This window comes from Ensifer sp. LBL (assembly GCF_050435225.1).
Taxonomy (GTDB): domain Bacteria; phylum Pseudomonadota; class Alphaproteobacteria; order Rhizobiales; family Rhizobiaceae; genus Ensifer.
This window is the reverse complement of the sequence record NZ_JBNDJY010000002.1, coordinates 100,510-125,880: the sequence shown is the minus strand read 5'-3', so window position 1 is coordinate 125,880 and position 25,371 is coordinate 100,510. Positions and strand designations below refer to the sequence as shown.

At 63.2% G+C, this 25,371-nt stretch carries 25 protein-coding genes; 20 read left to right on the top strand and 5 right to left on the bottom strand.

Annotated features, from left to right (window positions below; genetic code table 11):
* The first annotated feature begins 4 nt into the window (after positions 1 to 4).
* The gene (locus tag OKW20_RS07930; RefSeq protein ID WP_429115884.1) at positions 5 to 787 is read left to right on the top strand and encodes an ABC transporter ATP-binding protein; all 783 of its coding nucleotides are present in this window, start codon (positions 5 to 7) and stop codon (positions 785 to 787) included.
* A 46-nt stretch (positions 788 to 833) separates the two neighbouring features.
* On the opposite strand, the gene OKW20_RS07925 is transcribed toward OKW20_RS07930, so the two are convergent.
* The gene (locus OKW20_RS07925; RefSeq protein WP_043626402.1) at positions 834 to 2,282 is read right to left on the bottom strand and encodes an NCS1 family nucleobase:cation symporter-1; all 1,449 of its coding nucleotides are present in this window, start codon (positions 2,280 to 2,282) and stop codon (positions 834 to 836) included.
* A gap of 246 nt (positions 2,283 to 2,528) precedes the next feature.
* Between OKW20_RS07925 and vapB the strand changes: the two genes are divergently transcribed.
* A complete protein-coding gene (gene vapB, locus OKW20_RS07920) occupies positions 2,529 to 2,762 on the top strand; it encodes a type II toxin-antitoxin system VapB family antitoxin (protein ID WP_043626405.1) in 234 nt (77 codons plus the stop codon).
* Positions 2,762 to 3,169, top strand: coding sequence for a type II toxin-antitoxin system tRNA(fMet)-specific endonuclease VapC (gene vapC / locus OKW20_RS07915; protein ID WP_043626407.1), 408 nt, complete (start codon positions 2,762 to 2,764; stop codon positions 3,167 to 3,169). Before vapB ends, vapC begins: the two co-directional genes overlap by 1 nt.
* Before the next feature lie 12 nt (positions 3,170 to 3,181).
* Here the strand turns inward: vapC and OKW20_RS07910 are convergent, their stop codons facing one another.
* The gene (locus OKW20_RS07910; protein ID WP_429115887.1) at positions 3,182 to 4,069 is read right to left on the bottom strand and encodes a helix-turn-helix domain-containing protein; all 888 of its coding nucleotides are present in this window, start codon (positions 4,067 to 4,069) and stop codon (positions 3,182 to 3,184) included.
* Positions 4,070 to 4,190: 121 nt separating this feature from the next.
* Between OKW20_RS07910 and pobA the strand changes: the two genes are divergently transcribed.
* On the top strand, positions 4,191 to 5,363 hold the full coding sequence (gene pobA / locus OKW20_RS07905) for a 4-hydroxybenzoate 3-monooxygenase (RefSeq protein WP_429171324.1): 1,173 nt from the start codon (positions 4,191 to 4,193) through the stop codon (positions 5,361 to 5,363).
* Here pobA and OKW20_RS07900 read toward each other — a convergent pair.
* Together OKW20_RS07900 and OKW20_RS07895 are read right to left on the bottom strand one after the other, a co-directional pair.
* The gene (locus tag OKW20_RS07900) at positions 5,357 to 5,896 is read right to left on the bottom strand and encodes a GNAT family N-acetyltransferase (protein WP_429115890.1); all 540 of its coding nucleotides are present in this window, start codon (positions 5,894 to 5,896) and stop codon (positions 5,357 to 5,359) included. The genes pobA and OKW20_RS07900 overlap by 7 nt on opposite strands.
* Positions 5,897 to 5,983: 87 nt before the next feature.
* Positions 5,984 to 6,898, bottom strand: a complete 915-nt coding sequence (locus OKW20_RS07895; RefSeq protein WP_429115892.1) for a LysR substrate-binding domain-containing protein — start codon at positions 6,896 to 6,898, stop codon at positions 5,984 to 5,986.
* 368 nt (positions 6,899 to 7,266) lie between these two features.
* On the opposite strand from OKW20_RS07895, the gene OKW20_RS07890 reads away from it, so the two are divergent.
* The 16 genes from OKW20_RS07890 (at position 7,267) to OKW20_RS07815 (ending at position 24,099) form a co-directional block, all read left to right on the top strand.
* A complete protein-coding gene (locus tag OKW20_RS07890) occupies positions 7,267 to 8,307 on the top strand; it encodes an extracellular solute-binding protein (protein ID WP_429171322.1) in 1,041 nt (346 codons plus the stop codon).
* A gap of 111 nt (positions 8,308 to 8,418) precedes the next feature.
* Positions 8,419 to 9,405 (top strand): ABC transporter permease, encoded by a 987-nt coding sequence (locus OKW20_RS07885; protein ID WP_156133980.1) that lies wholly within the window; start codon positions 8,419 to 8,421, stop codon positions 9,403 to 9,405.
* Positions 9,405 to 10,199 (top strand): ABC transporter permease, encoded by a 795-nt coding sequence (locus OKW20_RS07880; RefSeq protein WP_043612760.1) that lies wholly within the window; start codon positions 9,405 to 9,407, stop codon positions 10,197 to 10,199. Before OKW20_RS07885 ends, OKW20_RS07880 begins: the two co-directional genes overlap by 1 nt.
* Complete coding sequence (locus OKW20_RS07875; RefSeq protein ID WP_043612758.1) at positions 10,199 to 11,281, top strand: ABC transporter ATP-binding protein; 1,083 nt, start codon at positions 10,199 to 10,201, stop codon at positions 11,279 to 11,281. Before OKW20_RS07880 ends, OKW20_RS07875 begins: the two co-directional genes overlap by 1 nt.
* Positions 11,282 to 11,350: 69 nt before the next feature.
* Positions 11,351 to 12,460 carry an NAD/NADP-dependent octopine/nopaline dehydrogenase family protein gene (locus tag OKW20_RS07870; RefSeq protein WP_197067101.1) on the top strand — a complete coding sequence of 370 codons (1,110 nt, stop codon included), beginning with the start codon at positions 11,351 to 11,353 and terminating at the stop codon, positions 12,458 to 12,460.
* Complete coding sequence (locus OKW20_RS07865) at positions 12,461 to 13,648, top strand: glycine C-acetyltransferase (RefSeq protein WP_429171319.1); 1,188 nt, start codon at positions 12,461 to 12,463, stop codon at positions 13,646 to 13,648.
* A 243-nt stretch (positions 13,649 to 13,891) separates the two neighbouring features.
* On the top strand, positions 13,892 to 14,926 hold the full coding sequence (gene tdh, locus OKW20_RS07860) for an L-threonine 3-dehydrogenase (RefSeq protein WP_402325069.1): 1,035 nt from the start codon (positions 13,892 to 13,894) through the stop codon (positions 14,924 to 14,926).
* A 129-nt stretch (positions 14,927 to 15,055) separates the two neighbouring features.
* On the top strand, positions 15,056 to 16,051 hold the full coding sequence (locus OKW20_RS07855; protein WP_429171317.1) for a LysR family transcriptional regulator: 996 nt from the start codon (positions 15,056 to 15,058) through the stop codon (positions 16,049 to 16,051).
* A 63-nt stretch (positions 16,052 to 16,114) separates the two neighbouring features.
* A complete protein-coding gene (locus tag OKW20_RS07850) occupies positions 16,115 to 17,215 on the top strand; it encodes an extracellular solute-binding protein (RefSeq protein ID WP_192450439.1) in 1,101 nt (366 codons plus the stop codon).
* A gap of 78 nt (positions 17,216 to 17,293) precedes the next feature.
* The gene (locus OKW20_RS07845; protein WP_429171315.1) at positions 17,294 to 18,274 is read left to right on the top strand and encodes an ABC transporter permease; all 981 of its coding nucleotides are present in this window, start codon (positions 17,294 to 17,296) and stop codon (positions 18,272 to 18,274) included.
* Between the two features lie 10 nt (positions 18,275 to 18,284).
* Positions 18,285 to 19,076, top strand: coding sequence for an ABC transporter permease (locus tag OKW20_RS07840; RefSeq protein ID WP_043614936.1), 792 nt, complete (start codon positions 18,285 to 18,287; stop codon positions 19,074 to 19,076).
* Positions 19,077 to 19,080: 4 nt separating this feature from the next.
* A complete protein-coding gene (locus OKW20_RS07835; protein WP_043614933.1) occupies positions 19,081 to 20,151 on the top strand; it encodes an ABC transporter ATP-binding protein in 1,071 nt (356 codons plus the stop codon).
* A gap of 13 nt (positions 20,152 to 20,164) precedes the next feature.
* Entirely contained in the window at positions 20,165 to 21,634 is a 1,470-nt protein-coding gene (locus OKW20_RS07830) for an NAD(P)-binding domain-containing protein (protein ID WP_043614930.1), read from the top strand.
* Between the two features lie 31 nt (positions 21,635 to 21,665).
* Positions 21,666 to 22,172: a CMD domain-containing protein gene (locus OKW20_RS07825; RefSeq protein WP_043614927.1), complete on the top strand. Its 507-nt coding sequence runs from the start codon at positions 21,666 to 21,668 to the stop codon at positions 22,170 to 22,172.
* A 1-nt stretch (position 22,173) separates the two neighbouring features.
* Positions 22,174 to 22,752: a peroxidase-related enzyme gene (locus OKW20_RS07820; RefSeq protein ID WP_043614924.1), complete on the top strand. Its 579-nt coding sequence runs from the start codon at positions 22,174 to 22,176 to the stop codon at positions 22,750 to 22,752.
* Positions 22,753 to 24,099 carry an MATE family efflux transporter gene (locus tag OKW20_RS07815; protein ID WP_043614921.1) on the top strand — a complete coding sequence of 449 codons (1,347 nt, stop codon included), beginning with the start codon at positions 22,753 to 22,755 and terminating at the stop codon, positions 24,097 to 24,099.
* An 18-nt stretch (positions 24,100 to 24,117) separates the two neighbouring features.
* On the opposite strand, the gene OKW20_RS07810 is transcribed toward OKW20_RS07815, so the two are convergent.
* Complete coding sequence (locus OKW20_RS07810) at positions 24,118 to 25,356, bottom strand: NAD(P)/FAD-dependent oxidoreductase (RefSeq protein WP_043614918.1); 1,239 nt, start codon at positions 25,354 to 25,356, stop codon at positions 24,118 to 24,120.
* Positions 25,357 to 25,371: the final 15 nt, after the last annotated feature.

The window sequence follows — 25,371 nt, the reverse complement described above, 5'->3', positions numbered from 1 at the left end:
CGTGATGCATCTCAAAGCCGCCGACGTCACCATACGCTATGCCGGGCATTGCGCACTCGCGACCTTCGCCCTCGAGCTCGGCCGCGGCGAAATCGTTGCGCTGATCGGCCCGAATGGCTCGGGCAAAAGCACCGCACTCCATGCGCTTGCGGGACTGACGGTGCCGGAGGCCGGCGACGTCACGCTCGACGGCCGGTCGGTGCGCTCATGGAAGCGTCGCCAGCTGGCGCGCCGGCTCTCCTTCCTGCCGCAGGCGCCGCTCTCGCCCGAGGGCATGACCGTCGAGCAACTGGTCCGGCATGGGCGCTTTGCCCATACCGGCGCCTTCGGTGGCTTTTCCACTGCCGATCGCCAGGCGGTCGATTGGGCGCTCGACAGCGCCGATCTGCGCGATATTGCGCACCGGGACCTGAGGGCTCTGTCGGGTGGTGAGCGCCAGCGGGCCTGGATTGCGGCGGCGCTGGCGCAGGAGGCGGAGATCCTGCTGCTCGACGAGCCGACCTCGTTCCTTGACATCGGCCATCAGGTGGAGGTGCTGGAGTTGCTTTGCCGTCTGCGCCGTGAGCGGCAGGTGACGGTCGTGGTTGCCATCCACGACCTCAACCAGGCCATGGCGATCGCCGACCGGATCGTGCTGCTGGCGAAAGGTCGGACCCTCTTTTGCGGCACGGCCGACTCGCTCGCCGACAGCGGCCTGATCGAAACGACGTTTTCGGTCAGCGGTGCTTTCGAGCGCCCGCGCGATCAGGCCGGTGCCGTCTATTTCAACGCTCACATTGCCACATGAGCGGCAATGTGCCCGGTGCACGTTGCCCGGGCGCATTGCTAAGCGGTCAGGCCGCAAAGGCCGGCTTGCGGGCGCCGATCCTCAAGACGTAGTAGATCGCCCCGCCGATGGCGACGCCGAAGAACCAGCCATAAATGCCCCACCAGGCCGGCAGGATGGTGGTGAAGGTCGGCAGGATCGACGAGAACAGAGCGCCGATCGCAAAGGCGATGAAGGCGCTGCCGTGCCAGCCGCCCTGGAAGCGGAACTCGCCATCCTCGTGATAGAGCGCCTCGACGTTTAGCTGGCCGCGGCGGATGAGGTAATAATCGACCATCATCACCCCGAAGATCGGCCCCATCGTCGAACCGATGAAGTTGACGAAATGCGCAGCCCCCGTTTCCCAAGGGGCGAAGGGGTAGAGGATGAGGGCGATCAGCGCTGCGATGTAGCCGCCGCGCTTGAAATTGATCTGTCGTGGGAAGACGTTGGCGAAGTCGAAGGCTGGCGACACGAAATTCGCGACGACGTTGATGCCGAGGGTCGCCACCGCAAAGGTGAGTGCGGCAAGCAGCGCCAGAAACCAGCTGTCGAATTTCGCCGAAATCTGGTCCGGATGCAGCAGCACTTCGCCATAGACGGCAAAGGCGGCGGTCGTCGTCACGCCGGCGACCAGGCAAAAGGCGAGCAGGTTGATCGGCAGACCCCAGAGATTGCCCTTGCGCAGCGTCTTCACGTCTGTGGCATAGCGCGAGAAGTCGCAGAAGTTCAGATAGAGCGCTGCAAAATAGGTGATCCAGGTGGCAGCGACCGCCGCAAGTGCGGGGAAAGTGCCCGGTTCCCAGGGAACGCCGGCGTCCTTGGTCTTTTCAATGAGAACGTCGCGCGGGATTTCCGAACCGAAGGAGAAGGTGCCCGATTTGACGATCAGGTAGACAGCAAGGATCAGCATCATGATCCAGACGGCCGGGCCGGCCCAATCCTGGAACTTGCGCACGGTTTCCATGCCGCGCTGGATGATCAGCAGTTGCAGCGACCAGACGACGACGTAGCAGATCACCTCAAGCGTCGAATGGCCGAGCATGTGGCTGTTCTGGTGGAAGGCCAACATGCCTTCGTTGCGAATGAGAAGGGCGACGATGGCGCCGGACGCCGCAGCCGTCTGCGCACCATACCAGAAGCAGGCGACCACGGCGCGAACGAGTGCCGGTACGTTGGCACCGAAGGTGCCGAAGGAGGCGCGGGCGAGAACGGGGAAGGGCACGCCGGTGCGCACGCCCGCGTTGCCGACGAGGCTCATCAGGAAGAAGATCACCAGCGATCCGATGCCGATGGCGATGACGAAGTTTATGAAGCTGCCGCAGAGCAGGAACAGGCTTGCTGCGAGGTAATAGCCCCACAGGCTGTGCACGTCGGATGTCCAAACATTGAAGATGCTGAAAGCGCCCCACCGGCGCTCTTCGGCCGGTGCCAGATCCTCGTTGTACAACGAGGGCGACGGATCGCGTACTGCCATGTCTTCCTCCGTATTTCCGCCGGGTCCCCCTCGGACCCGCCTTGATTCTGCTCCCGTTTTGAGTCGTTGCAAAAGTCTTTTTGGATTGCCGAGAGGCGGGAAGCCGGTCGTGGTCGAATATAGCCAAGGTCCCTTCGATCAAAGCGACCAACAGGAGACAGCTGAGAGAGATCTCGTATATCCCATTGACATATCCTGCGGCTGAAACCATCTTGGATATACGCAAAGTATATCCCGGAGGCGGCAATGCCGGAACAGGGCGCAGTTTTTCTCAGCAACCGCAGTCAGGCGATCCGCCTGCCAAAGGCCGTGGCGCTTCCGGAGGATGTCAAACGCGTCGATATCGTCGCGGTCGGGCGAACGCGGATCATTACGCCCGCTGGCGAAGCCTGGGACAGCTGGTTCGATGGCGAGCCCATAACAGCCGATTTCATGGTGGAGAGAGAGCAGCCGGAGGCCCAGGAGCGCGAGTCACTCTGATGCTGAAATACATGCTCGACACGAACATTTGCATCTACACGGTCAAGAACCGGCCGCAACAGGTTCGCGAGGCGTTTAACAGGCATCACGGACAATTGTGCATCAGCTCGATCAGCCTGATGGAGCTGATCTATGGCGCGGAAAGATCCGCCATGCCCGAGCGCAACCTTTCGGTCATTGAAGGCTTTTCCGCCCGTCTTGAAGTCCTCAACTATGATCAAGGGGCAGCGACCCATACGGGACAGTTGCGTGCCGAACTCGCCCGCAGCGGAACTCCGATAGGGCCTTACGATCAGTTGATCGCTGGTCATGCACGCTCCCAAGGTTTGATCCTGGTGACCAACAACCGCCGGGAGTTCGATCGCGTGCCCGGCCTGCGCGTCGAGGATTGGACCACAGCCCCCTGACACTTTGCGTTGCTAAGCGCCGAGCCTGTCGCGCTCGGCGAGCCGCCATGCCCGCGGCGTCATGCCCGTCTGGCGTAGGAAGAAACGGGAAAAATAGGCGGGATCGGCAAAGCCGAGGCGGAAGCTGATTTCCTGCACGCTGGCGCGGGTGAAGACGAGTTCGCGTCTAGCCTCTCCGACGAGCTTTCGCGAAATCATTTCGTGCGCGCTGAGCCCAGCGACTGCGCGCGTGATCCGGTTGAGATGGGTGAGCGACAGACCGAGTTCGCGGGCATAGGCGGCGGCCGGCCAATGGGCGCGATGGTGCTGCTGCAAAAGCGCCTGGAAGCGCTGGACCCGCCGTTCGTTTTCACTCTCGCTGCGGTCATCCCGCTCGTCGCTCGTCGCGTCGAGACGTGCCGTCAGCGTCAGGGCAGCGGTCAGATAGGCGTCGAGAAGATCGGCGCGGTTGCTGCGGTTGCTTTCCCATTCCCTGGCGAGGCGCGTGAGCGTTGCGGCGATGTAGGCCGCATTCTCGCCACCGCCGAGCCGGATCAGATGCGGGGCGGCGAGCCAGGCGCCAAGGCGGCTGCGCTCGCCCGGCGTCGTCTTCAAATGTGAAGCGAGGATGGTGAAGACGAAGCCGTCGATGTCACGTGAGAAGCGGAAGCCGTGGCTCAGCGCCGGCGGAACGGTGATGACGACAGGCGGTTCGATCATGTTGACCGCGTTGCCGAAGACGGCATCGCCGGAGCCGCCGGCAATGTACAAGATCTGAAAGAAGCTCTCATGCCGGTGCAGCCCGATCTCCCAGTGGTAGAGACTGCTTCGTGACGGGATCGTCTCGCAATGCAGCCAGAAATCCGGCCGTTCTCCAGACTTTTCGCCGTAGAGCTCGTAGGTCGGAACCGTCTTCTTCATGCCGCACATCCTGAAGCCATGTTCGATTTGTGCAATTTCATGGCGGATTTGTCCATTGAGAGTGAAGCCGGCCCAGCGCAGATTTTGCCAAAAGACAATTCCGCTAAATCCGGAGGAGAGCATGCGCACCAAGGTCGTCATCATCGGGTCGGGCCCGTCGGGTCTTCTGCTTGGGCAATTGCTGACTGAAGCCGGCATCGACAACGTCATCGTCGATCGTGTCAGCAAGGACTACATCCTCGGTCGCGTGCGCGCCGGCGTGCTGGAGGAAGGCACTGTCGGCCTGATGGATCGCGCCCGAACCGGCGCACGTATGCACAAGGAAGGGCTGCCGCATGACGGCTTCTCGCTCGCCTTCGACGGTCGCGACCATCGTATCGATCTCAAGCATCTGACCGGCGGCAAACGCGTGATGGTCTATGGCCAGACGGAACTGACTCGCGACCTGATGGAGCATCGCGAGCGTTCAGGGGCCGTCACGATCTACGAGGCGGCCAATGTCGAACCGCATGACTTCGATGGCCACCAGCCCTACGTGACCTTCGAGAAGGATGGTACGGCCCAGCGCATCGATTTCGACTTCATCGCCGGTTGCGACGGCTTTCACGGGATCAGCCGCAAGTCGGTACCGGAAAAGGCGCTCAAGACCTTCGAGAAGGTCTATCCCTTCGGTTGGCTGGGCATTCTCGCCGACGTGCCGCCGGTCGATCACGAACTGATCTACGCCAACCATCCGCGCGGTTTCGCGCTTTGCTCGATGCGTTCGACGACGCGCAGCCGCTACTACATCCAGTGCGCGGTGAGCGAAAAGATCGAGGATTGGTCCGACACGCGCTTCTGGGACGAACTTCGCCGGCGGCTGCCATCGCATCATGCCGAAGCAATGGTGACGGGGCCGTCCTTCGAAAAGTCGATCGCGCCGCTGCGCTCCTTCGTTGCCGAGCCGATGCGTTTCGGCCGCCTTTTCCTGGTCGGAGATGCCGCCCATATCGTGCCGCCAACGGGCGCGAAGGGCCTGAACCTAGCCGCCAGCGACGTGCATTATCTTTTCGAGGGGCTGCTCGAACACTACCAAGACCGTTCGAATGCCGGCATCGACGCCTATTCGGCGCGGGCGCTGGCGCGCGTCTGGAAGGCCGTGCGCTTCTCATGGTGGATGACCACGATGCTGCATCGCTTTCCGGATACCGGCGATTTCGACCAGCGCATCCAGGAAGCCGAACTCGACTACCTCACCCATTCGGTGGCGGCCGAGACGGCGCTGGCGGAGAACTATGTCGGCTTGCCCTACTGAGCGGCGGCGCGCTCGACCCATTCCCCTCTGAGCAGGCCGTAGATTGCGGTGTCCCACCTGGCATCGCCGACCTTCGCGGAGGAGCGTCTGACGCCTTCCTCGCAAAAGCCGAGGCTGCGGTAGGTGCGGATCGCCGCCTCGTTGAACGTGTAGACGTTGAGCTCCAGCCGCTCGAAGGCGGGGTCGGCGAAAAAGCGGCGGGTCACTTCGCTGAGGAAAGGCTGGGCGAGGCCCTGGCCGCGCATGCGCGGATTGATGGCAACACGGGCGAGGCGGCCGACTCCGTTTGCCCAGTCGAGTGCCACCTGCGCATGACCGGCGAGCTTGCCGTCGACGATCCCCGCAAACATCAGGCGCTCGGCTTCGGCGCCTTCGGTCCCGGCGAGCATCGCTTCGAGCTGTGCTGCTTCCAGGGGAAAGGAGAGGCCGGGGCCGCCCCATTGGACCAGCGCCTCCAGGCTCGAAAACCAGTCGAGCATCTCGGGAACATGCGCTTCGGAAAATGCGTCAACACGGAGGGGAGTGGTCGGCATGGATCACCAGTTCTGTCGGGCCCGTAATCTCGGTTTCTGATCGAGGCTTGTAAAGCCGCGAAATCCCGCGGGCCGCCACACGCGACCTCAGACCGTCTCCATTGCTTGTCGCATGTCGTGGACCGTCGCGCGGGTTGCCTCGACATAGGCATCGACCAGATGACGGTTCCGCGTGTCGCGCAACCAGCAGAGGCTGAGATCCGATGGGATGCTGGGCAGGAACGGCTTGATTGTCAGCCGGTCGCGCTGGCCAAAGGCGAACACCGGATCGACGATGGCGATCCCCAGTCCGTTGGCGACCATTTCGCAGACCGCCGGCGCAAGGGTCGCATCCATGATGTAGTTCAACCGCGTGCCATAGACATCGAGCGTGCTTTCGATCTTCTGCCGGATGCGGTTGTCGGCGGCAAAGCCGATATAGGGCTCGCCGTGGATGTCGGCGGGCACGATCTCCTGTCTCGCAGCGAAGCGATGATCGCTCGGCGCAATGCAGACGAGGTCTCCGCCGCGCAACGGAACGCACTCGATATAGGGGTTGTCCGTGTTGCGATTGATGAGGCCGATATCGACCTGCTTGGATAGCAGCCATTCGACGATGAACTGCGAGCTGCGGATCACCACCGAGATATAGGCGTCGCCGTGCCCGGCAAGGAAACGCTTGTTGGTGTGGCTGATGAAGAGGCCTGAGAGCGCCGGCATCACGCCGACCGAGATCTGCCCCAGTTCCTCGCGCCGGATCAGGTCGACGGCGCGCTCGATCTGCTTGATGCCGGCGAAGACGCGATCGATCTCCTTGTAGAGCCGCATCCCATGCTCCGAAGGAATGAGCCGCCCCTTGATGCGCTCGAAGAGTTCAAGCTCCGTATCTTCTTCCAGATGCGCCAGAAGTTTGCTCACAGCGGGTTGCGAGATGTGCAGGACTTCCGCGGCACGGCTGACCGTGCCGCATTCGATGACGGCCTTGAGAGCCTCGATTTGTCGTAGGTTCGGTGCGCGCTTCATTTCATAACTTCATGCAGGTCCGAATTGGCTCCAACCTAGCTTTGCGCGCGCAGGTTGACAATGCGTCCGCCAGGGGCCCCTGCAAAATATCGCCATTCGCCGTCCCGGCGCAAATCCTAGCCTATAACCTTTTGGAATGGACGCAGACTCAAAAACAATTAGACGGGTCAAATTTGCTGCGCTTATCTCTAGGCAGGCTGCAGTCGGGTCGATCCGGTTGCGCGATTGGCGACGGGATCAGGATAGCGCTCATGCGGCGCACTGACGCCATCAGGTCACGCTGGGAGGCGAGAGGAGGAACAATGATTATCGGGCAGAAAATCAATCGCAGGAGCGCGCTCAAGCTGTTGGGGGCAGGGGGCGCTACGATGCTCACCGCGCCTTACATCATCCGGTCGGCGCATGCGCAGAGCTCGGTTCTCAACATCACCACCTATGACAAGTTCCTGCCGCAGGATTTCATCGAGCAGTTCCAGAAGGATAGCGGCATCGAGGTGCGCATCCGCCTGACCGACGACCAGGGCAAGCAGTACAACCTCCTGACGGCGGAAGGTGCCAACCCGACGACCGATATCGTGACCGTCGCGGGCCACCGCTACGGGCAGTTCATCGGCTCGAAGCTGGTGCAGGCGCTGGATACGGCAAAGCTGCGCAACTGGTCGAACCTCAACCCCGCCTATCAGGACGCCGCCTGGGCGCGCTATGAGGGCAACCTCTGGGGATTGCCGATCCTTGCCGGCTACGAAGGCCTCGTTCGCAACACCGACTACGTGCCGGAAGCCGACAGCTGGGGCATCATGTTCGACGAGAAGTACGAGGGCCTGACCGCTTACATGGCCGGCGATTTCATGTCGATCACCATGAAGTATCTCGGCCATGACGGCGACTTCGTCACCTACACCGACAAGGTCGAGGCGGCCCAGAAGGCCGCCAGCGAAGCGCGCGACCACCTGATCAAGCACAAGCATATGGTTCGCAAGTACTACGATGCGGCCAGCGAAGTGCAGCAGATGTTCATCAACGAGGACATCCACCTGGCGCAGGCCTGGTCGGGTCCTGCCGCCAAGTTGATCATGGACGGCGTGCCGGTCAAGCTCTCCGTTCCGAAGGAAGGCACCTACGGGTTCTGCTACACGCTGAACATCGTCAACAACGCGCCCAATGCCGAGAACGCCTACAAGCTGTTCGACGCGATCCTCGCCAATCCCGAGGTCGGCGCCGCGATGACCCGCACCTCCGGCTTCAGCTCGACGATCTCCGGCGTCGACAAGCTGCTCGACGACAGGGAGCGGCTGGCATCGACGCTGCCGCAGGAAGAGCTCGAGCGTGTCACCTTCTTCAGCTCGCTCAATCGCTCGATGAAGAACGAGATTATCGATCGCGCCGTCGCGGAACTGAAGGCCGCCTGAGCAATCGCATCGTGACGACTGACTGACTGACCTCGCCGTGGCGGCGGGGTCGGAACGGTGACGCATGTCCTGCCAACCCGTCGGGTCGCGGACAAGCTTTGGGATAAAACAATGGCCGTGGGAACACATGCGGCAGGTGGCGGTATCCCCGTCCGCGCCGCGCACATGAAATACTCGACCGGTGTCGCGAGGGTGATCAACTCACCGCTCTATCGCTACACCCTGGGCGCCGTTGCCGAATGGCGATATGGGCGCATCCTGCTTCTGGCCGGCGTGCCGGTCGTCTGGATGCTGATGATGCACATCGGCCCCATCTACGAAATGCTGCGCATCAGCCTGCTCTCCAGCTATCCGCCGCAGCCGGGAGTGGAGGCCGAATTCACGTTCGACAATTACGCGCTCTTCTTCAGTGAAAAGCTCTACTGGATGCCGCTGCTGCGCAGCTTCATCTATGCCTCCATCGCAACGGCCGTCACCTTGGTCGTGGTCTATCCGGTCGCCTATTACGTGGCGAAGGTGGTTGCGACCGGCAACAGGTCGCGCGCGCTGCTCCTGCTCCTGGCGCCGTTCTGGGCGGGTGAAATCATCCGCATCTTCTCGGTCATCATGCTTCTCGCCAATCGCGGTGCCGTCAACGTGCTGCTGCGGGAGATCGGCCTGACCGAGCGACCGATCCAGATGCTCTACACCTCGTTTTCGATCAGCTTCGGCCTGGTCTACATGGTCTGTCTCTACATGCTGCTGCCGCTCTATTCGGCGATCGAGAAGATCCCGAAGTCGCTGCTCGACGCGTCGGCGGATCTCGGCGCGGGGCCGTTCACGCGCTTCCGCCGCATCATCCTGCCGCTTTCGCGCGATGGCATCGTGTCGGGATGCTCGCTGGTCTTCCTCACCTGCATGGGCGTGTTCGCCGCTCCCATTCTTCTCGGCGGGCCGACCACCAGCATGTTCTCCGAGACGATCAGCAGCTTCTTCCACGGCGCCAGCAGCCGTTGGCCGGCCGGTGCCGCCTTCGCGATGATCATGCTTGCCGCATCCCTCGTCACCGTCGGTCTGTTCATGCGGGTCGTCGGCGGCTCGAAGCAAAGGACATTCTGATGCGCGCCATGTTTTACGATTGGCCGGGACTGGCTCTGAAGTCCTTCTACTGGCTGTTTGTCCTGTATCTGTTTCTGCCGCTGTCGCTGATGGTGGCGGTCAGCTTCAAGGATGCAAGCTTCATTTCGTTCCCGCTCGGCAACCTGACGATCGACTGGTATGCCAAGGTCATTCAGGACAAGCAGTTCCTGGACGCCTGCCTCTACACGATCATGATCGCCGCGGCGACGACCGCCATCGCGACGGTCATCGGCGTCTGGATCGCAATGCTGATCGGGTCGCTTCGTGGCGCCGCTCAATACGTGGCCTTCGCCGTCGCTTGCCTGCCGGCCGTCGTGCCGGGCATGATCTCGGCGATTTCGCTGCGCATCTTCATCACCACCATCGACCTGCCGACCGGCACGGTCGCCATCATCCTCGGTCACGTCGTCCACGCCGTGCCCTTCGTGGTGGTGATGGTGCTGACGCGGCTGCGCTCGATGCCGGGCAATCTCGTCGATGCCGCCCGCGATCTCGGTGCCGACAGCATCGTCACCTTCTTCCGCGTCACGCTTCCCTACCTCGGACCGGCCATCTTCGGCGGCATGATCTTCTGCCTGCTGCTTTCGAGCGATGACTTCGTCCGCACCTTCTTCCTCGGCGGCTACCGCCCGACGCTGCCGATGCTGATCTTCGCCCGCGTGCAGTCCGGCATGTCTCCGGAAATCAACGTCATGGCGACGCTCGTCCTGGTCGTGACCGCCGTGGTCGGGCTCTACGCAGAATATCTCACACGTCGTTCGAGGATCCGCTGATGCAACCGGTTGTTCAGTTCGAAAATGTCCGCAAGAGCTTCGGCAGTTTTGTCGCCGTCGATAATCTCAACCTCAACATCGAACGCGGCAAGTTCGTCACCCTGCTCGGCCCTTCCGGCTGCGGCAAGTCGACGACGCTGCGCATGCTCGGCGGGTTCGAAACGCCGACGGAGGGCCGCATTCTGCTCTCCGGCCGCGACGTGACAATGGTTCCGCCGAACCGGCGCAACGTCAACATCGTGTTCCAGGATTATGCGCTGTTCCCGCACATGTCGGTCGCAAAGAACATCGCCTTCGGCCTGGAGTTGAAGGGCGTCGACCAGAAGCAGATCCAGAGGCGCGTCTCCGAGCTTCTGGAACTCGTGCAGTTGCAGGATTTTGCCGGCCGCCTTCCGTCCGAGCTGTCGGGAGGCCAGCGCCAGCGCGTCGCCCTGATGCGTGCTTTGGCGCCCGATCCCGACGTTCTGCTTCTGGACGAGCCGCTCTCGGCGCTTGACGCCAAGCTTCGCCAGACCATGCAGATCGAACTCAAGGCGATCCAGGAGCAGACTGGCAAGACCTTCATGTTCGTGACCCACGACCAGGAAGAGGCGCTCACCATGTCGGATACGATCGTGGTCATGAACAATGGCCGGATCGAGCAGATGGGCGATCCGGCGAGCCTCTACAAGCGGCCCGGTTCCGCCTTCGTGGCGACCTTCCTCGGCGAAACCAATCTGTTGCAGTCGGATGTCGTCGGCACCGAAGCCGGCGAAGCGGCGGTGCGGTGGAACGGCATGACGATCAAGGCGTCGGCCGGCGCGCTGTCTCCCAAGGCAGGCGATGCGATTTATGTCGTCCTGCGGCCGGAAGCGATCCAATGTTCGGCGCAGGAACCGGGCGTCGCCAACCGGATCCGGGGGCGCATCCGCCAGCGCGTTTTCAAGGGCAACCACACGTCGCTCAAGGTCGAGATCGGCGAGGGGCATCTGCTCAACGCGCTCGTTCATCCAAGCGAGGTGGAAGGCCTCAGCCGCGACGACATCTGGGTCGGCTGGTCGTCCGAAGCGACCACGCTCATCCCCGCCCGCAACGCGGCTTAGCCGCAACATCTCGACGGCGGGCGCCCCGGTTGCGCCCGCTACCCGATATCAATGAAAGTGGAAAACGACATGCGCGTAGGTATCGCAGGTGCTGGCTCTATTGCCTTCGGCACCGCTGCACTTCTTGAAAAACTGGGACACAAGGCAACGCTCTGGTCGCCGTCCGGCACCGGAACCCAGGCGCTCACTGCGGGAGAGAGCCTGACTGCCGAAGGCGCCATCGAAGGCACCTTCCTTCCGGCCGTTGCCGAAAGCGCGGAAGATCTGGTCAGCGATGCGGATGCGATCCTCATCGCGCTGCCGGCCTATGGCCACCGTTTCGTGCTGGACGCTATCGCGCCGCATCTGACCGCCGGCCAGGTGGTGATCTTCAGCTCGCACACCTCGTTCGGAGCGCTCTATCTCTCGTCGCTGCTGGCCGCACGCGGCATCACCTTGCCGATCGTTGCTTGGGGCACGACGATCGTCAGCGGCCGGAAGCTCGGCCCGGCGCTGGCGCATGTCAACACCATCCGCAAGCAGGTCGATCTGGCGACGGTTCCGGCATCGGAGAGTGCGCGCGGGCACGCGGTCTGCACGGCGCTTTTCGGCGAACATTTCGTCGATCGTGGCAGCCTGCTGGCGATCGCGCTTTCGAACCTCAACCCGCAAAACCACCTCGGCATCGCGCTCGGCAACATGTCGCGCATGGAGCGTGGCGAAAGCTGGGTGCAGGCCCAGAACGTCACGCCCAACATCGGTCGCCTATTGGAGACGCTCGACCGTGAGCGTTTGGCCGTCGCTGAGAGGTTGCAGCTGAAGGTGCGTGACATCTTCCAACATTTCCACCTGTCGTTCCATGTGCCGGTCAGCACCATCTCGCAGATGAACCAGGAAATGTACCAGGCCGGAAACAACGGCACGGGCCCTGCTACGGCCGATAGCCGTTACGTGACGGAGGACGTCCCATTCGGCCTGGTGGTCACGGCGCAGCTCGCGCGTCTCGCCGGATGCCCGGCGGACCTGCACGAGGCGGGAATCCGCATCTTTTCGGCCATGTACGGCCGGGACTTCGAAGGCGAGAACGACCTCCTTCCGGAGCTGGGTCTCGAGCAATTGGATCTTGAAGGTCTCGATGCGCTCTGCCGCACCGGCTTTCCGCCCGTTGCCGCTGTCGATCGAGCCGAGGGGCGTGCCTGAATGAGCGACCGCTTCCTGTCCCATCTCCGCAGCGAACTCGAGGGCCTGAAGACGGCCGGGTTGTACAAGTCGGAGCGTGTGATCACCTCGAAGCAGGCGGGTGAGATCAAGGTCGCCTCGGGCGAGCGGGTGCTCAACTTCTGCGCCAACAACTATCTCGGCCTTGCCGACAACGAGGAGCTGGCCGAGGCCGGCAAGCAGGCGCTCGACCGCTACGGCTACGGCATGGCCTCGGTGCGCTTCATCTGCGGCACGCAGGAGGAGCATAAAGCACTCGAGGCCCGGATTTCGTCGTTCCTCGGCCTGGAAGACACGATCCTCTATTCGTCGTGTTTCGACGCCAATGGCGGCCTGTTCGAAACGCTCTTGGGCGAAGAGGACGCGATCATCTCCGACGCGCTCAACCATGCCTCGATCATCGACGGCGTGCGGCTGTCGAAGGCCAAGCGCTTCCGTTATGCCAACAACGACATGGCAGCCCTTGAAGAGGAACTGAAGAAGGCGGAGGGCAGCCGCTTCAAGCTGATCGCCACCGACGGCGTCTTCTCGATGGATGGCATCATCGCCAATCTCGGAGGCGTCTGCGATCTCGCCGACAAGTACGGCGCCATGGTCATGGTCGACGACAGCCATGCGGTCGGCTTCGTCGGGAAGAACGGTCGTGGCTCGGCCGAGCATTGCGGCGTCGAAGGCCGGATCGACATCATCACCGGCACGCTCGGCAAGGCGCTTGGCGGTGCCTCCGGTGGCTACACCTCGGCCAAGGCGGAGGTGGTCGACTGGCTGCGCCAGCGCTCGCGTCCCTATCTCTTCTCCAACACGCTGGCGCCGGTGATTGCCGCGGCCTCGCTGAAAGTGTTCGACCTGATCGACAACGGCGATGCGCTTCGCGAACGGCTCTATGCCAATGCCAGCCTCTTCCGCACCGAGATGTCGAAGCTTGGCTTCACGCTCGCCGGCGAAGGGCATCCGATCATCCCGGTCATGCTCGGCGACGCCGCCCTTGCCCAGGAGATGGCGGCACGCATGCTGAAGAAGGGCGTCTACGTCATCGGCTTCTCCTTCCCGGTGGTGCCGAAGGGCCAGGCGCGCATTCGCACGCAGATGTCGGCGGCCCACAGCGAAGCGGACGTCCGGCGGGCGATTGCCGCCTTCGAAGAGGTCGGTCGCGAGTTGGGCGTGATCTGAGGGAAAGAGTTCGCTCGATCTGAAAGAAGCCCCTCACCCTAACCCTCTCCCCGCAGGCGGGGAGAGGGGACGTGCCCGCCGGAGGCCTTGGAGGGCTTGGCGGAAGCGCAGTCCTGAAAGAGGAGTGGTGAGGGTGCGGCATATCCCTTCTCCCCGCGCGCGGGGAGAAGGTGGCGGCAGCCGGATGAGGGGCTTCCCTCAACGCGCAGCGCCGAAACGGCAGATGATTTTGGAGGCAGTCAAATGACGAACATGATGAAGGCGCTGGTGAAGTCGAAGGCCGAAGTGGGCTTGTGGATGGAACGCGTGCCGGTGCCGGAAATCGGCCCGAACGACGTGCTGATCAAGGTCAAGAAATCGGCGATCTGCGGCACCGACGTGCACATCTGGAACTGGGACCAGTGGGCGCAGAAGACCATTCCGGTGCCGATGGTCGTCGGTCACGAGTTCATGGGCGAGATCGCCGAGGTGGGATCTGCCGTCACCAAGTACCATGTCGGCGAACGGGTCTCGGGCGAGGGCCACATCGTCTGCGGCAAATGCCGCAACTGCCGCGCCGGGCGCGGGCACCTCTGCCGCAACACGCTCGGCGTCGGCGTCAACCGGCCGGGCTCGTTCGGCGAGTTCGTCTGCCTGCCGGAATATAACGTCGTGCCGATCCCCGAGGATGTGCCGGACGAGGTCGCGGCGATCTTCGATCCGTTCGGCAATGCCGTGCACACCGCTCTTTCCTTCGATCTCGTCGGCGAGGACGTGCTTGTGACCGGTGCCGGCCCGATCGGCATCATGGGGGCGATGGTCGCCAAGCGCTCGGGCGCGCGCAAGGTTGTGATCACCGACATCAACCCGACGCGGCTGGCACTCGCAAAGAGCGTCGGCATCGACCACGTCGTCGATGCGTCGAAGGAGAACCTTGCCGATGTGATGAAGGCGATCGGCATGACCGAAGGTTTTGACGTCGGGCTCGAAATGTCGGGGGCGGCACCCGCCTTCCGCGACATGATCGACAAGATGAACAACGGCGGCAAGATCGCCATCCTCGGCATTGCACCGGCCGGCTTCGAGATCGACTGGAACAAGGTCATCTTCAAGATGCTCAACCTCAAGGGCATCTACGGCCGCGAGATGTTCGAGACCTGGTACAAGATGATCGCCTTCGTGCAAGGCGGCCTCGACCTTGCCCCGGTCATCACCCACCGCATCAAAATCGACGAATTCCGCGACGGCTTCGAAGCGATGCGCTCCGGAAATTCCGGAAAGGTCGTCATGGACTGGTGAGGCCCAAAGGGCCGGCCTGATCCGGCCCTTTCGTCCCCCGTCCGAGAAAAATTGTCTTTTGTCACTAGAACTAAGAATGCGTTTTATGCACTATTGATCGTCCACAATGCAGGGAGCGCATGATAGCCGATGGAAGTACGCGATCTCGAGGCCTTTCTCGCCGTTATGTCGACGGGCAGCATCACCGGTGCCGCCCGCTTGCTCGACCGCTCGCAGTCGCAGGTGACGCGCCTCATCCAGGACCTGGAGACGACGCTCGGCTTTGCGCTGTTCGAGCGGAATGGCCCGAGGATCGCGCCGACCGACAAGGGCATTGCCTTCCATGAGGATGCGGAGCGCTTCGTCAGCGGCATCGGCCACCTGCGCAACCGTGCCAAGGCGATTGCCGGCAAGGAACCGGAGCCGATTGAGATCGCCGCGACGCCGGCCTTCGCGAGCGGCATCATCCCGATGGCGCTTGCCGCGCTGCCGGACCATCTGCTGCCCCACACGATCAATCTGCGCAGCATGCCGGCCGAGGCGGCCGTGCAGTCGGTCTTTGCGCGCACCGCAGATTTCTGCGTGACCTCGCTGCCGGCCGATCAGCCGGGCCTGGAGGTGCAGGGCTTCTTTGAGGGGCGGTGCGTGGCCGCCGTGGCGTCGCACGATCCACTGGCGGCGAAAGACGTGATCTCGATCGCTGATCTCGCCGGGCGCACGCTCGTCACCATGTCCAATCCGTTTCGGCTGCGCCACAGCGTCGATGAAGTGCTCGATGCAGCCGGCGTGCGTCCCAATCGGATCATCGCGACCAACGCGGCGCAAAACGCTGTGCAAGTCGCATCGCTCGGCCTTGGCGTGGCGATCATCGAGCCGGCGACCGCCTATGGCCTGCAATCGGCGCCCATCGTCGTGAGGCCTCTCGACGTCGAGATCCCCTTCCTGTGGGCGATCCTGTCGGCGGGCTCGCGGCCGCTTTCGGCTGGCGTCCGGGAACTCATTCAACAGATAGCGCGGATCGCGTCAGAGCGGATGCCGGATCTCATCGTGCACGATCCAAAGCAGATGGCGCGTATCGCCGAAAGAAGCTTTGCCGGAAGGAACGCCGGCAATGGTGCGCTGCCGGACAACCCGGCGGCGAAATAAAGGGGAGCAAAAAGCTCTGAACGCTCACATGGAAATTGAGCCTGCTAAAATGAGGAGAACGAGATGAACAATTTTGACGTTACCCGCCGATCGGCCATGAAGCTGTTGGCAGCCGGGGCGGGGGTGCTCGCGGCACCTTCGATCATCCGCCCGGCTTTCGCCCAGAGCAAGGTCGTCAACATCACGACCTACGACAAGTTCGTGCCGCAGTCCTTCATCGACCAGTTCCAGAAGGATACCGGCATCGAGGTGCGCATCCGCCTGACCGACGACCAGGGTAAGCAGTACAACCTCTTGACCGCCGAGGGTGCCGCACCTTCCACCGATATCGTGACCGTCACCGGTCACCGTCTGTCGCAGTTCATGAAATCGAACCTGCTCTCGACGCTCGACACCGGGCGGCTGAAGAACTGGGGCAAGCTCGCCGCCGCCTACAAGGGCGCGCCGCAGCTCACCGTCGACGGCAAGACCTTCGGCGTGCCGCTGCTTGCGGGCTTCGAGGGGCTGGTGCGCAACACCGAATACGCCAAGGCCTCCGACAGCTGGGAGATCATGTTCGACGAGGAAAACAAGAACCTGACGTCTTACATCGTCAGCGACTTCCTCTCGATCGTGATGCGCTACCAGGGCAACGACGGCGACTACGTGACCTATGGCGACAAGCCCGATGTTGCGCAGGCCGCCACCAACCAGGCCCGCGACTTCCTCATTCAGCACAAGGACAAGGTCCGCAAATACTACGACGCCGGCTCCGAGCTGCAGCAGATGTTCGTCAACGAGGACATCTATCTCGCGCAGGCCTGGTCGGGACCGGCCGCCAAGCTCGTCATGGACGGCCATCCGATCGAGATCTCGGTGCCGAAGGAAGGCACGTTCGGCTTCCTCTATTCGTTCAACATCGTCAACAACGCGCCGAACGCCGACGCCGCTTACACCTTCCTCGACGCCATCCTGTCGTCGCCGGAGATTGGTGCTGCGATGACCCGCCAGTCCGGCTTCTCGTCGGCCTTCGACGGCGTCGACAAGGTGCTTGACGACAAGGAGCGCGCCGCGCTGTCGCTGCCGCCCGAGCAGGTCGAACGCATCCAGTTCTTCAGCTCGGTCAACCGCGACATGAAGAACGAGATGATCGACAAGGCGACCGCCGAGATCAAGTCGGCCTGACCTCTCGAAATCCGGGCGATCGGCTGAGGCCGGTCGCCCGTCAAAAAATGGACTCTTTCAGAGCCGGGAACAAAGAGAATGCTGGATACGACAACACAACCGCCATCCGTCGGTTTGTCGACGGTACCGCGCTATGCCGGATGGATCGGCAGGGCGGCGCGCTCAGGTCTATACCGCCATACGATCGGACTGCTCGTCGAAAGCCGGCGCGTGCGTCTCGCCGTGCTCGCGGGCGTGCCGCTTGTCTGGATCGCCATGCTGCACATCGGTCCGATCCTGCAGATGGCCAATATCAGCCTTCTTGCCAACTACCCGCCGCAGCCGGACAAAAGCAGCGAATACACGCTTTCGAACTACGCGCTGTTCTTTTCCGACCGGCTCTATTTCCTGCCCTTCGTGCGCAGCCTGATCTTTGCCGCTGTTGTCACGATCTCGACGCTGGTGATCGTCTATCCCGTTGCCTATTACGTCGCGAAGATCGTGCAGCCGAAGAACCGGATGCGGGCCCTGCTGCTGCTCCTTATCCCCTTCTGGGCCGGTGAGCTGATCCGCACCTTCTCGGTCATCATGCTGCTTGCCAATCGCGGGGCGCTCAACGTGCTGCTGCGCGAGTTAGGTTTCATCGACCGGCCGATTCCGATGCTCTACACGTTCTTCTCCCTGAGCTTCGGCGTCATCTACCTGCTCGCGCTCTACATGCTGCTGCCGCTCTATTCGGCAATCGAAAAGATCCCGACGCCGCTGATCCAGGCGGCGGCCGACCTCGGGGCCGGGCCCTTCCAGCGGTTCCGCCGGGTCATCCTGCCACTCTCCAAGGACGGCATCGTTTCCGGCTGCAGCCTCGTCTACCTGACGGCCGTCGGCGTCTTCGCAGCACCGCTGCTGCTCGGCGGGCCCAACTCGGTCATCTTTCCCGAGGTTATCGCGACCCTCTTCCACGGGTCGAACGACAAGTGGCCGGAGGGTGCCGCCTTCTCGATGATCATGCTCGTGGTGTCGCTGACAACCGTCGGGCTGTTCATGCGGGTGGTCGGCGGCCGCTCCGTCCGGCTGATGTGAGGACGGAACGATGCGAACCTATTTCAATGACCTTCCGAAAACCGCGCTAGGCGCTTCCTACTGGATCTTCGCCGTCTATCTGGTCTTGCCACTGGCGCTGATGATGGCGATGAGTTTCAAGGATGCGAACTTCATCGCTTTCCCGATCGGCAACTGGACGCTCGCCTGGTACGGCAAGGTGATCCAGGACAAGCAGTTCCTCGAAGCCTCGCTCTATTCGATCGGCATAGCGCTTGCCACCACCGTCTCGGCAACGATCATCGGCGTCTGGATTGCGCTTCTCGTTTCGGCGGAAAACATCTGGGGCAAGGCGGTGATCTTTGCGCTCGCCTGCCTTCCGGCCGTCGTGCCGGGGCTGATCAACGCCATCTCGATGCGCATCTTCATCCGGGCGGTGGACATTCCGACCGGAACCTTCGCGATCATCCTCGCTCATACGGTTCATGCCGTACCCTTCGTCGTCATCATGGTGCTGACGCGGCTGCGGTCGATGCCGGCCAATCTCGTCGATGCCGCGCGCGATCTCGGCGCGGATCCCTTCATCGCTTTCCTGCGCGTCACCATCCCCTATCTGATGCCGGCGCTCTTCGGCGGCATGATCTTCTGCGTGCTGACCAGCATCGACGACTTCGTCCGTACCTTCTTCCTCGGCGGCTACCAGCCGACCCTGCCCATGCTGATCTTCGCCAAGGTGCAAGGCGGCATGTCGCCGGAAATCAACGCCATGGCGACCATCGTGCTCGTCGTCACCACCGCCGTCGGCATCTATGCCGAGCATATCACCCGCCGTTCCAGGAGCTGACGCAATGCAGCCTGTCGTCCATTTCAAGAACGTCAACAAGTCCTATGGGGCGCTGACTGCCGTCGATGATCTCGATCTTGCGATCGCGCCCGGCCAGTTCGTCACGCTGCTCGGCCCGTCCGGCTGCGGCAAGTCGACGACGCTGCGCATGCTCGGCGGCTTCGACAGCCCGACGTCGGGGGAGATCTACCTCGAGGGCAAGCCGATCTCGCACCTTCCGCCGAACAGGCGCAACGTCAACATCGTCTTCCAGGACTACGCGCTCTTCCCGCACCTGACGGTCGGCCGCAACATCGCCTTCGGCCTGGAATTGAAGGGCATGGAGAGTGCGGCGATCCACAAGCGGGTCAGCGACCTCCTTGCCCTCGTCTCCCTCCAGGATCATGCCGAGCGCATGCCGGCGCAGCTTTCGGGCGGGCAGCGCCAGCGCGTGGCGCTGATGCGGGCGCTGGCGCCCGATCCGAACGTGCTCTTGCTCGATGAGCCGCTTTCGGCGCTCGATGCGAAGCTGCGCCAGCAGATGCAGATCGAGCTGAAGTCGATCCAGAAGAAGACCGGCAAGACCTTCATCTTCGTCACCCATGACCAGGAAGAAGCACTCACCATGTCCGACGTCATCGTCGTGATGAACAAGGGCAGGATCGAGCAGATGGGCGGACCGGACGAGCTCTACGCCCGGCCGCGCAGCCGTTTCGTTGCGAACTTCATCGGCCAGAGCAATTTCCTCGAAGGCACGGTCGCATCGGTTGCGGGCGGGATCGCCGCCGTCGAGTGGCGCGGGAATGTCGTGCATGCGGATGTGAACGGCACGTCGCCGATCCCGGGAGACGATGCCACGGTTGCGCTGCGTCCGGAGGCGGTTTTCTGCCTGTCGCGCAAGCCCGAAGACCGCCCGTCGATGAAAGGGCGCATCGACCAGCGCGTCTTCAAGGGTGCCCACACGTCGCTGACCGTCGTTCTCGATAATGGCAGCACCTTGGTGGCGCAGATCGATCCGGTGGCGCTTTCGCATATCGAAGGGGACGACGTCTGGGTGGGGTGGCGCGACCGCGATGCCGTCCTGCTGGCGAAGTGAAGGGAGATCGGGGATGACCGACAGTCAAAAGCAGCAACGGCTTGCCGCGCTCAATGCGCGGGTAAGGCAGGATCTGAGCTATCTCAACTATCCGCCGGCCAACTGGTCGAAGCCGGTGACAACGGCGGCGGGCGAGGACGTCAGCGACGTGGTCGTGATCGGCGGCGGCATGTGCGGGCTTGTTGCCTGGCATGCGCTCACGCGCGCCGGCATCGCCAATCTGCGCATCGTCGACCGCGCGCCCAAGGGGTTCGAAGGCCCTTGGGTCACCTATGCGCGCATGGAGACGCTGCGCTCGCCGAAAATCCTTCTCGGCCCGGCGCTTGGCGTTGCCTCGCTCAGCTTCCGCGCCTGGTTCACCGCGCTGCAAGGTGAAGCGGAATGGGAGGAGCTCTTCCGCATCCCGCGCCCGATGTGGATGGATTACCTGCGCTGGTATCGCGATGTCATGGACATCCCGGTCGAAAACGACACGCACGTCACCCGCGTCGTGCCGCGCGCCGATGGGCTGCTGGAACTTGAAATCGCCGGCGGAGCGAAGCCTGCGATCATCACCCGCAAGCTGGTGATGGCAACCGGTCGCGACGGGCTCGGCGAGCCGACCATTCCGGATTTCGTCAAGACCATGGAGCGGCATACCTCCTGGGCGCATTCGGCCGACGAGATCGACTTCGATCGCCTGAAGGGCAAACGGGTCGTCGTCATCGGCGTCGGCGCTTCGGCGGTCGACAATGCTGCCGAGGCCCTGGAGCAGGGGGCAGGGGAAGTCCGCCTTCTCGCCCGCCGCAAGGAGATGCCGACGGTCAACAAGCTGATGGGCATCGGCTCCTATGGCGTCACCGCAGGTTTTGCCGAGATTTCGCCGGAATGGCGCTGGCGGCTGATGGACTATGCCGCCAAGCAGCAGACGCCGGCGCCGCACAATTCGACGCTGCGCGTCAGCCAGCATTCGAACGCCTACTTCCACTTCGATTGCGGTATCCGCTCGATGAGGCAAGAGGGCGGCGAGGTCGTCATCACCACGACGAACGGCCGCATCTTCCGCACCGACTTCGTCATCCTCGGCACTGGGTTCTCGATCGATCCGCTGAGCCGCAGCGAGCTTGCCCCCTATCAGGACCAGATCGCCTGCTGGGATGACCGCTACGCGCCGCCACCGGGCGAAGAGAACCCCGGGCTCGGGCGTTTCCCCTGGCTGAACGGAGACTTCTCCTTCACCGAGAAGGAGCCGGGAACAGCCCCGTGGCTGAAGGACATCCATTGCTTCAACTACGGCGCCTCCGTCAGCGTCGGCAAGGTCAGCGGCGACATCCCCGCCATCAGCGAGGGCGCTCTGTGGCTCGCGCGCGGGGTCGCGGCTTCGCTCTTCATTCGGGATGTCGACTACCATTGGGAAGCGCTGATCGCCTACGAAAAGCCGGAGCTCGACGGGACCGAATGGGTGGATGCCGACGCGCCGACGCCGGCGCAGAAGACGGCCTGAACCTTGCGCATTTCAGATGACAGGAAAACCAATGACCTCTCCATCGACAACTGACGCGATCGACACGGTTCTCGGGCTCGATCGCTTTCCCGACCTGCAGGCGCTGCGCGAACAGCGGGCGAAGCTGAAGCACTTGAGCCAGACGAGCTATCAGGCTGCCCTTCGCCCAACCGATCCGCGCAACTTCTCCTATGCGCTCCGAGCAGCCCTTGCCGCGCGCATGGCGGCACTCTGGAAGTCCCAGGAGCTCTCTGCGCATTTCCGGGCCTTGCTTGAACGCGAGGAGGAGGGCGCCGCCCTGGTGTCGGTTGCCGGTCCTGGCAATGGCGCCGAGGGTGCCGATCCGCGCCTTCAGGCGATCCTCGCCCATGTCGATCTGGTCACGCTTTCGCCGAAGGAGGCGACGCGCGCCAATGTCGAGAAGCTGCTGGCCGCAGGTCTCGACGACCGGGACATCGTCACGCTCGCCGGCCTGATCGCCTTCGTGAACTATCAGGTGCTGGTGGTGGCCGGCCTCAAGATGCTGAGGGATAACTGACATGTCGCAAGCCGTGCACGAATTCACCGTCGAAGCGCTCGACTGGAAGCCCTATGTCAAGCCGGTCGATGTCGAGACCGCCACACCCGAACAGCTCGACGCGCTGAAGATCACGCCGTCCAACAAGAAGATTTCGGACTATGTGCTGGTTCTCGCCAACGAGCCGGAAACCCTGAAGGAGCGCACGCCGCTCTTCAACGACATCATGTATAGCGAGGGTGGGCTGTCGCGCGGTGGCCGGGAGATCGGCGCGCTTGCCGCATCCTTCGTCAACCGCTGCATCTATTGCGCCTCGGTCCATGCGGCGCGCTACATCCAGCTCGAAAAGCGGCCGGAGGTGGTGGACGAGATCTATGGCAGTGGCCTTGACGCGAACCTGCCTGAATTCGAGCAGGCGCTGTTCAATTTCGGCGTCGACCTGACGGCGCATCCCGACAATGTCGGCGCCTACCAGTTTTACCATCTGCGCGAGATCGGCCTCGACGACCTGCAGATCCTCGACCTTATCCACGCGGTTGCGATCTTCGGCTGGGCCAATCGGCTGATGCATACGCTCGGCGAACCACACCGGCTGGATTGAGTGAAACACGCTTCCGATCACGCTGCGGTCACGGTCCGTCCCTTCGACATCGCGCATCGCGACGTGCTTCGCATCGCGTTGCCTATGATGATCGCCTATCTGTCGAGCCCGCTTGTCGGGCTCGTCGCAACCGGCGTCATCGGCCAGTTGCGCGACGAGACCCTGATCGGCGGCGTGGCGCTGTCGACCGTCATCTTCGACGTCATCTTCGTCACCTTCAACTTCCTGCGCGGCGCGACCACGGGCTTTACGGCCCAGGCGCTCGGTGCCGGTGACCGGCGCGAAGAACAGCGCATGCTCGCAAGCGGCCTTATCATCGCACTCGTGGCGGGCCTGGCACTGCTGGTTCTTCAAAAGCCGATCGGCGCCCTAGGCCTTGCCGCCATGGGCGCGGAAGGCAAGGTGGCCGAAGCGGCCGCCACCTATTTTGCCTGGCGGGTGTGGTCGGCGCCCTTCGTCCTCTTCAACTTCGTCGTCTTCGGCTGGATCATCGGGCGTGGCGATGCGCTCTGGGGCATGATCCTGCAAACCCTGCTCAATGCGCTCAATGCCGGCCTGAGCGTGCACTGGGTCCTCGGTCTCGGCTGGGGTGTGGCGGGCGTTGCGGCCGCCTCGCTGGTTGCCGAAGCCGTCACGGCTGTGGCGGGGCTTTATCTCATCTGGGCAAAGACCGACCGGACAGCGTGGAACCTTCCGGATCTGACGGCCTTCCGCCGCGCCTTTTCGGTCAATGGCGACATGATGATCCGCTCCTTCGCGCTTTTGATCGGTTTGTCCTTCTTCACCCGCCAGAGCGGCATGCTCGGCATCGAAATCCTTGCGGCCAATACGATCCTGCTGCGCTTCTATTTCTTCGGCGTCGCCTTTCTCGACGGGGTGGCAACGGCGGCCGAGCAGCTGGCAGGCCGGGCTGTCGGCGCACGCTATCGGCCGGCGTTCGACCGTGCCGTTGGTTTGACCACGGTATGGGGCTTCGTCTTTGCCGGGCTCGTCGCGCTCTGTCTCTTTATCGCCGGTGACTGGGTGATCGGCATCACCGCTCCGTCGGAAAGCGTGTCAGCCCTTGCGCACGCCTACCTGCCCTATGTCGCGGCCCTTCCGATCTTCGGCATCGTCGCCTTCCAGATGGACGGCGTCTATATCGGCGCCACCTGGTCGAAGCAGATGCGAAACCTGATGGTCGCTTCGCTGGTGATCTATTTTGCTGCCTGGGCGGTCCTGCAGCCGGTCTTTGGCAATGACGGATTGTGGATTGCGCTCATCCTGTTCCAAAGCGCCCGCAGCGTCGCCTTCCGGTTCATGCTGCCGCGGCTCGCCGACCGCACGTTTTCGACCGTGCGGCAATAACCGGGCTTTAGCGTTCCGCTATGCCCAGTCTCGGGTCGACGGCAACAGGGGCAGGGCGAGCGGATTGCCAGCGCGCCCGGCAGCCTGCTCCGCCAGCAGAAGTGCTGTCGTCGGCCCGAGGGTGAAGCCCTGGTGCCCATGGCCGAAGTGAAACCACAGGCCCTTGTGACGGCTGGGCCCGACGACGGGAAGCATGTCGGGCATGCAGGGACGGGTGCCCGACCATGGCGCCGCTTCGATGGGGTCGCGCAGCGCAAAAAGCGTGCGTGCGGCGGTGACGGCATGCCGTATCTGTCGCGATGCCGGCGCGGCGCCGAGTGGCGCCAGGTGCGCGCCGGTCAAGACCCGCCACCCGGCGTTCATGGGGGCGATCAGGGCGGAGCTGTCGATGTCCAGCATCGAAATGCGTGGGCCGTCCTTGCCGCCGAAGTGCCAGTGGTAGCCGCGCTTTAACACCATGGGGACACGATAGCCGAACCGCGCCAAAAGCATCGGCGACCAGGGCCCGAGGGCGACGACCGCGTTTTCAGCCGTGATATCGCCACCCTCCGACAGCACCCGCCAGCCGGTGCCGGTCTGCTGCAACGACATGGCTTCGCCTTGGGCGACCTTCCCGCCGCGGGCGACGAAGAGCGCTGCGTAGCGCGAAACCAGATCGCCCGGGTCGCGGCAGGTCCAGGGCGAGGTCCAGTGGACCGCACCTGCCAACCGGCTTTTGAGCGCCGGCTCGCTCGCCGCAAGTTCGTCTGACGTGAGCGCCTTAGACGGCACGCCGTACTCCCGTTTCAGGCGCTCGGCGGTGGCGATGGCCGCGTCGAGCTTTGCCGGCGAACGGTAGACCGCGCGCCAGCCCTCGCGGACGATCAGGTCGCCGGCATTGGCCGGCTCGACGAAGCGCGCGTGATCATCGCTCGCCCGCAGCGCCAGCTTCGAATAGGCCGCGACGGTTCTCGCATAGGGCGCAGGCGCCGATTGCGTGAAATAGCGCCAGAGCGGCCCCGCCAGCCGCGGCATGTCGGCGAGCCGAAAGTCCGTATCGTTGCCGCGCTTCAGCGCCACCCTGACGATCTCGGCCAGGGAGCGCGGAAAGGCATAGGGTTCGACGGCCTCGGTCTGGATGATGCCGGCATTGCCGTAACTGGTTTCCCGGCCCGGCGCCTTGCGGTCGATCAGCACAACCTGGTGCCCGACCTCCTGCAAGGCGAGCGCGGTGGAAACGCCGACCATGCCGGCGCCGAGGACGATTGAGGTGGTCATGGATTGGTTCCGCGG

What these genes read in the sequence shown, in the direction of transcription:
- OKW20_RS07925 (WP_043626402.1), bottom strand. Translation starts at nt 2,282, where the DNA reads ATGGCAGTACGCGATCCGTCGCCCTCGTTGTACAACGAGGATCTGGCA.
- vapB (WP_043626405.1), top strand. Translation starts at nt 2,529, where the DNA reads ATGCCGGAACAGGGCGCAGTTTTTCTCAGCAACCGCAGTCAGGCGATC.
- OKW20_RS07890 (WP_429171322.1), top strand. Translation starts at nt 7,267, where the DNA reads ATGCTCACCGCGCCTTACATCATCCGGTCGGCGCATGCGCAGAGCTCG.
- OKW20_RS07880 (WP_043612760.1), top strand. Translation starts at nt 9,405, where the DNA reads ATGCGCGCCATGTTTTACGATTGGCCGGGACTGGCTCTGAAGTCCTTC.
- OKW20_RS07810 (WP_043614918.1), bottom strand. Translation starts at nt 25,356, where the DNA reads ATGACCACCTCAATCGTCCTCGGCGCCGGCATGGTCGGCGTTTCCACC.
- OKW20_RS07830 (WP_043614930.1), top strand. Translation starts at nt 20,165, where the DNA reads ATGACCGACAGTCAAAAGCAGCAACGGCTTGCCGCGCTCAATGCGCGG.
- OKW20_RS07885 (WP_156133980.1), top strand. Translation starts at nt 8,419, where the DNA reads ATGGCCGTGGGAACACATGCGGCAGGTGGCGGTATCCCCGTCCGCGCC.
- pobA (WP_429171324.1), top strand. Translation starts at nt 4,191, where the DNA reads ATGCGCACCAAGGTCGTCATCATCGGGTCGGGCCCGTCGGGTCTTCTG.
- OKW20_RS07835 (WP_043614933.1), top strand. Translation starts at nt 19,081, where the DNA reads ATGCAGCCTGTCGTCCATTTCAAGAACGTCAACAAGTCCTATGGGGCG.
- OKW20_RS07825 (WP_043614927.1), top strand. Translation starts at nt 21,666, where the DNA reads ATGACCTCTCCATCGACAACTGACGCGATCGACACGGTTCTCGGGCTC.
- vapC (WP_043626407.1), top strand. Translation starts at nt 2,762, where the DNA reads ATGCTGAAATACATGCTCGACACGAACATTTGCATCTACACGGTCAAG.
- OKW20_RS07875 (WP_043612758.1), top strand. Translation starts at nt 10,199, where the DNA reads ATGCAACCGGTTGTTCAGTTCGAAAATGTCCGCAAGAGCTTCGGCAGT.
- OKW20_RS07900 (WP_429115890.1), bottom strand. Translation starts at nt 5,896, where the DNA reads ATGCCGACCACTCCCCTCCGTGTTGACGCATTTTCCGAAGCGCATGTT.
- tdh (WP_402325069.1), top strand. Translation starts at nt 13,892, where the DNA reads ATGACGAACATGATGAAGGCGCTGGTGAAGTCGAAGGCCGAAGTGGGC.
- OKW20_RS07845 (WP_429171315.1), top strand. Translation starts at nt 17,294, where the DNA reads ATGCTGGATACGACAACACAACCGCCATCCGTCGGTTTGTCGACGGTA.
- OKW20_RS07930 (WP_429115884.1), top strand. Translation starts at nt 5, where the DNA reads ATGCATCTCAAAGCCGCCGACGTCACCATACGCTATGCCGGGCATTGC.
- OKW20_RS07820 (WP_043614924.1), top strand. Translation starts at nt 22,174, where the DNA reads ATGTCGCAAGCCGTGCACGAATTCACCGTCGAAGCGCTCGACTGGAAG.
- OKW20_RS07855 (WP_429171317.1), top strand. Translation starts at nt 15,056, where the DNA reads ATGGAAGTACGCGATCTCGAGGCCTTTCTCGCCGTTATGTCGACGGGC.
- OKW20_RS07865 (WP_429171319.1), top strand. Translation starts at nt 12,461, where the DNA reads ATGAGCGACCGCTTCCTGTCCCATCTCCGCAGCGAACTCGAGGGCCTG.
- OKW20_RS07850 (WP_192450439.1), top strand. Translation starts at nt 16,115, where the DNA reads ATGAACAATTTTGACGTTACCCGCCGATCGGCCATGAAGCTGTTGGCA.
- OKW20_RS07840 (WP_043614936.1), top strand. Translation starts at nt 18,285, where the DNA reads ATGCGAACCTATTTCAATGACCTTCCGAAAACCGCGCTAGGCGCTTCC.
- OKW20_RS07910 (WP_429115887.1), bottom strand. Translation starts at nt 4,069, where the DNA reads ATGAAGAAGACGGTTCCGACCTACGAGCTCTACGGCGAAAAGTCTGGA.
- OKW20_RS07895 (WP_429115892.1), bottom strand. Translation starts at nt 6,898, where the DNA reads ATGAAGCGCGCACCGAACCTACGACAAATCGAGGCTCTCAAGGCCGTC.
- OKW20_RS07870 (WP_197067101.1), top strand. Translation starts at nt 11,351, where the DNA reads ATGCGCGTAGGTATCGCAGGTGCTGGCTCTATTGCCTTCGGCACCGCT.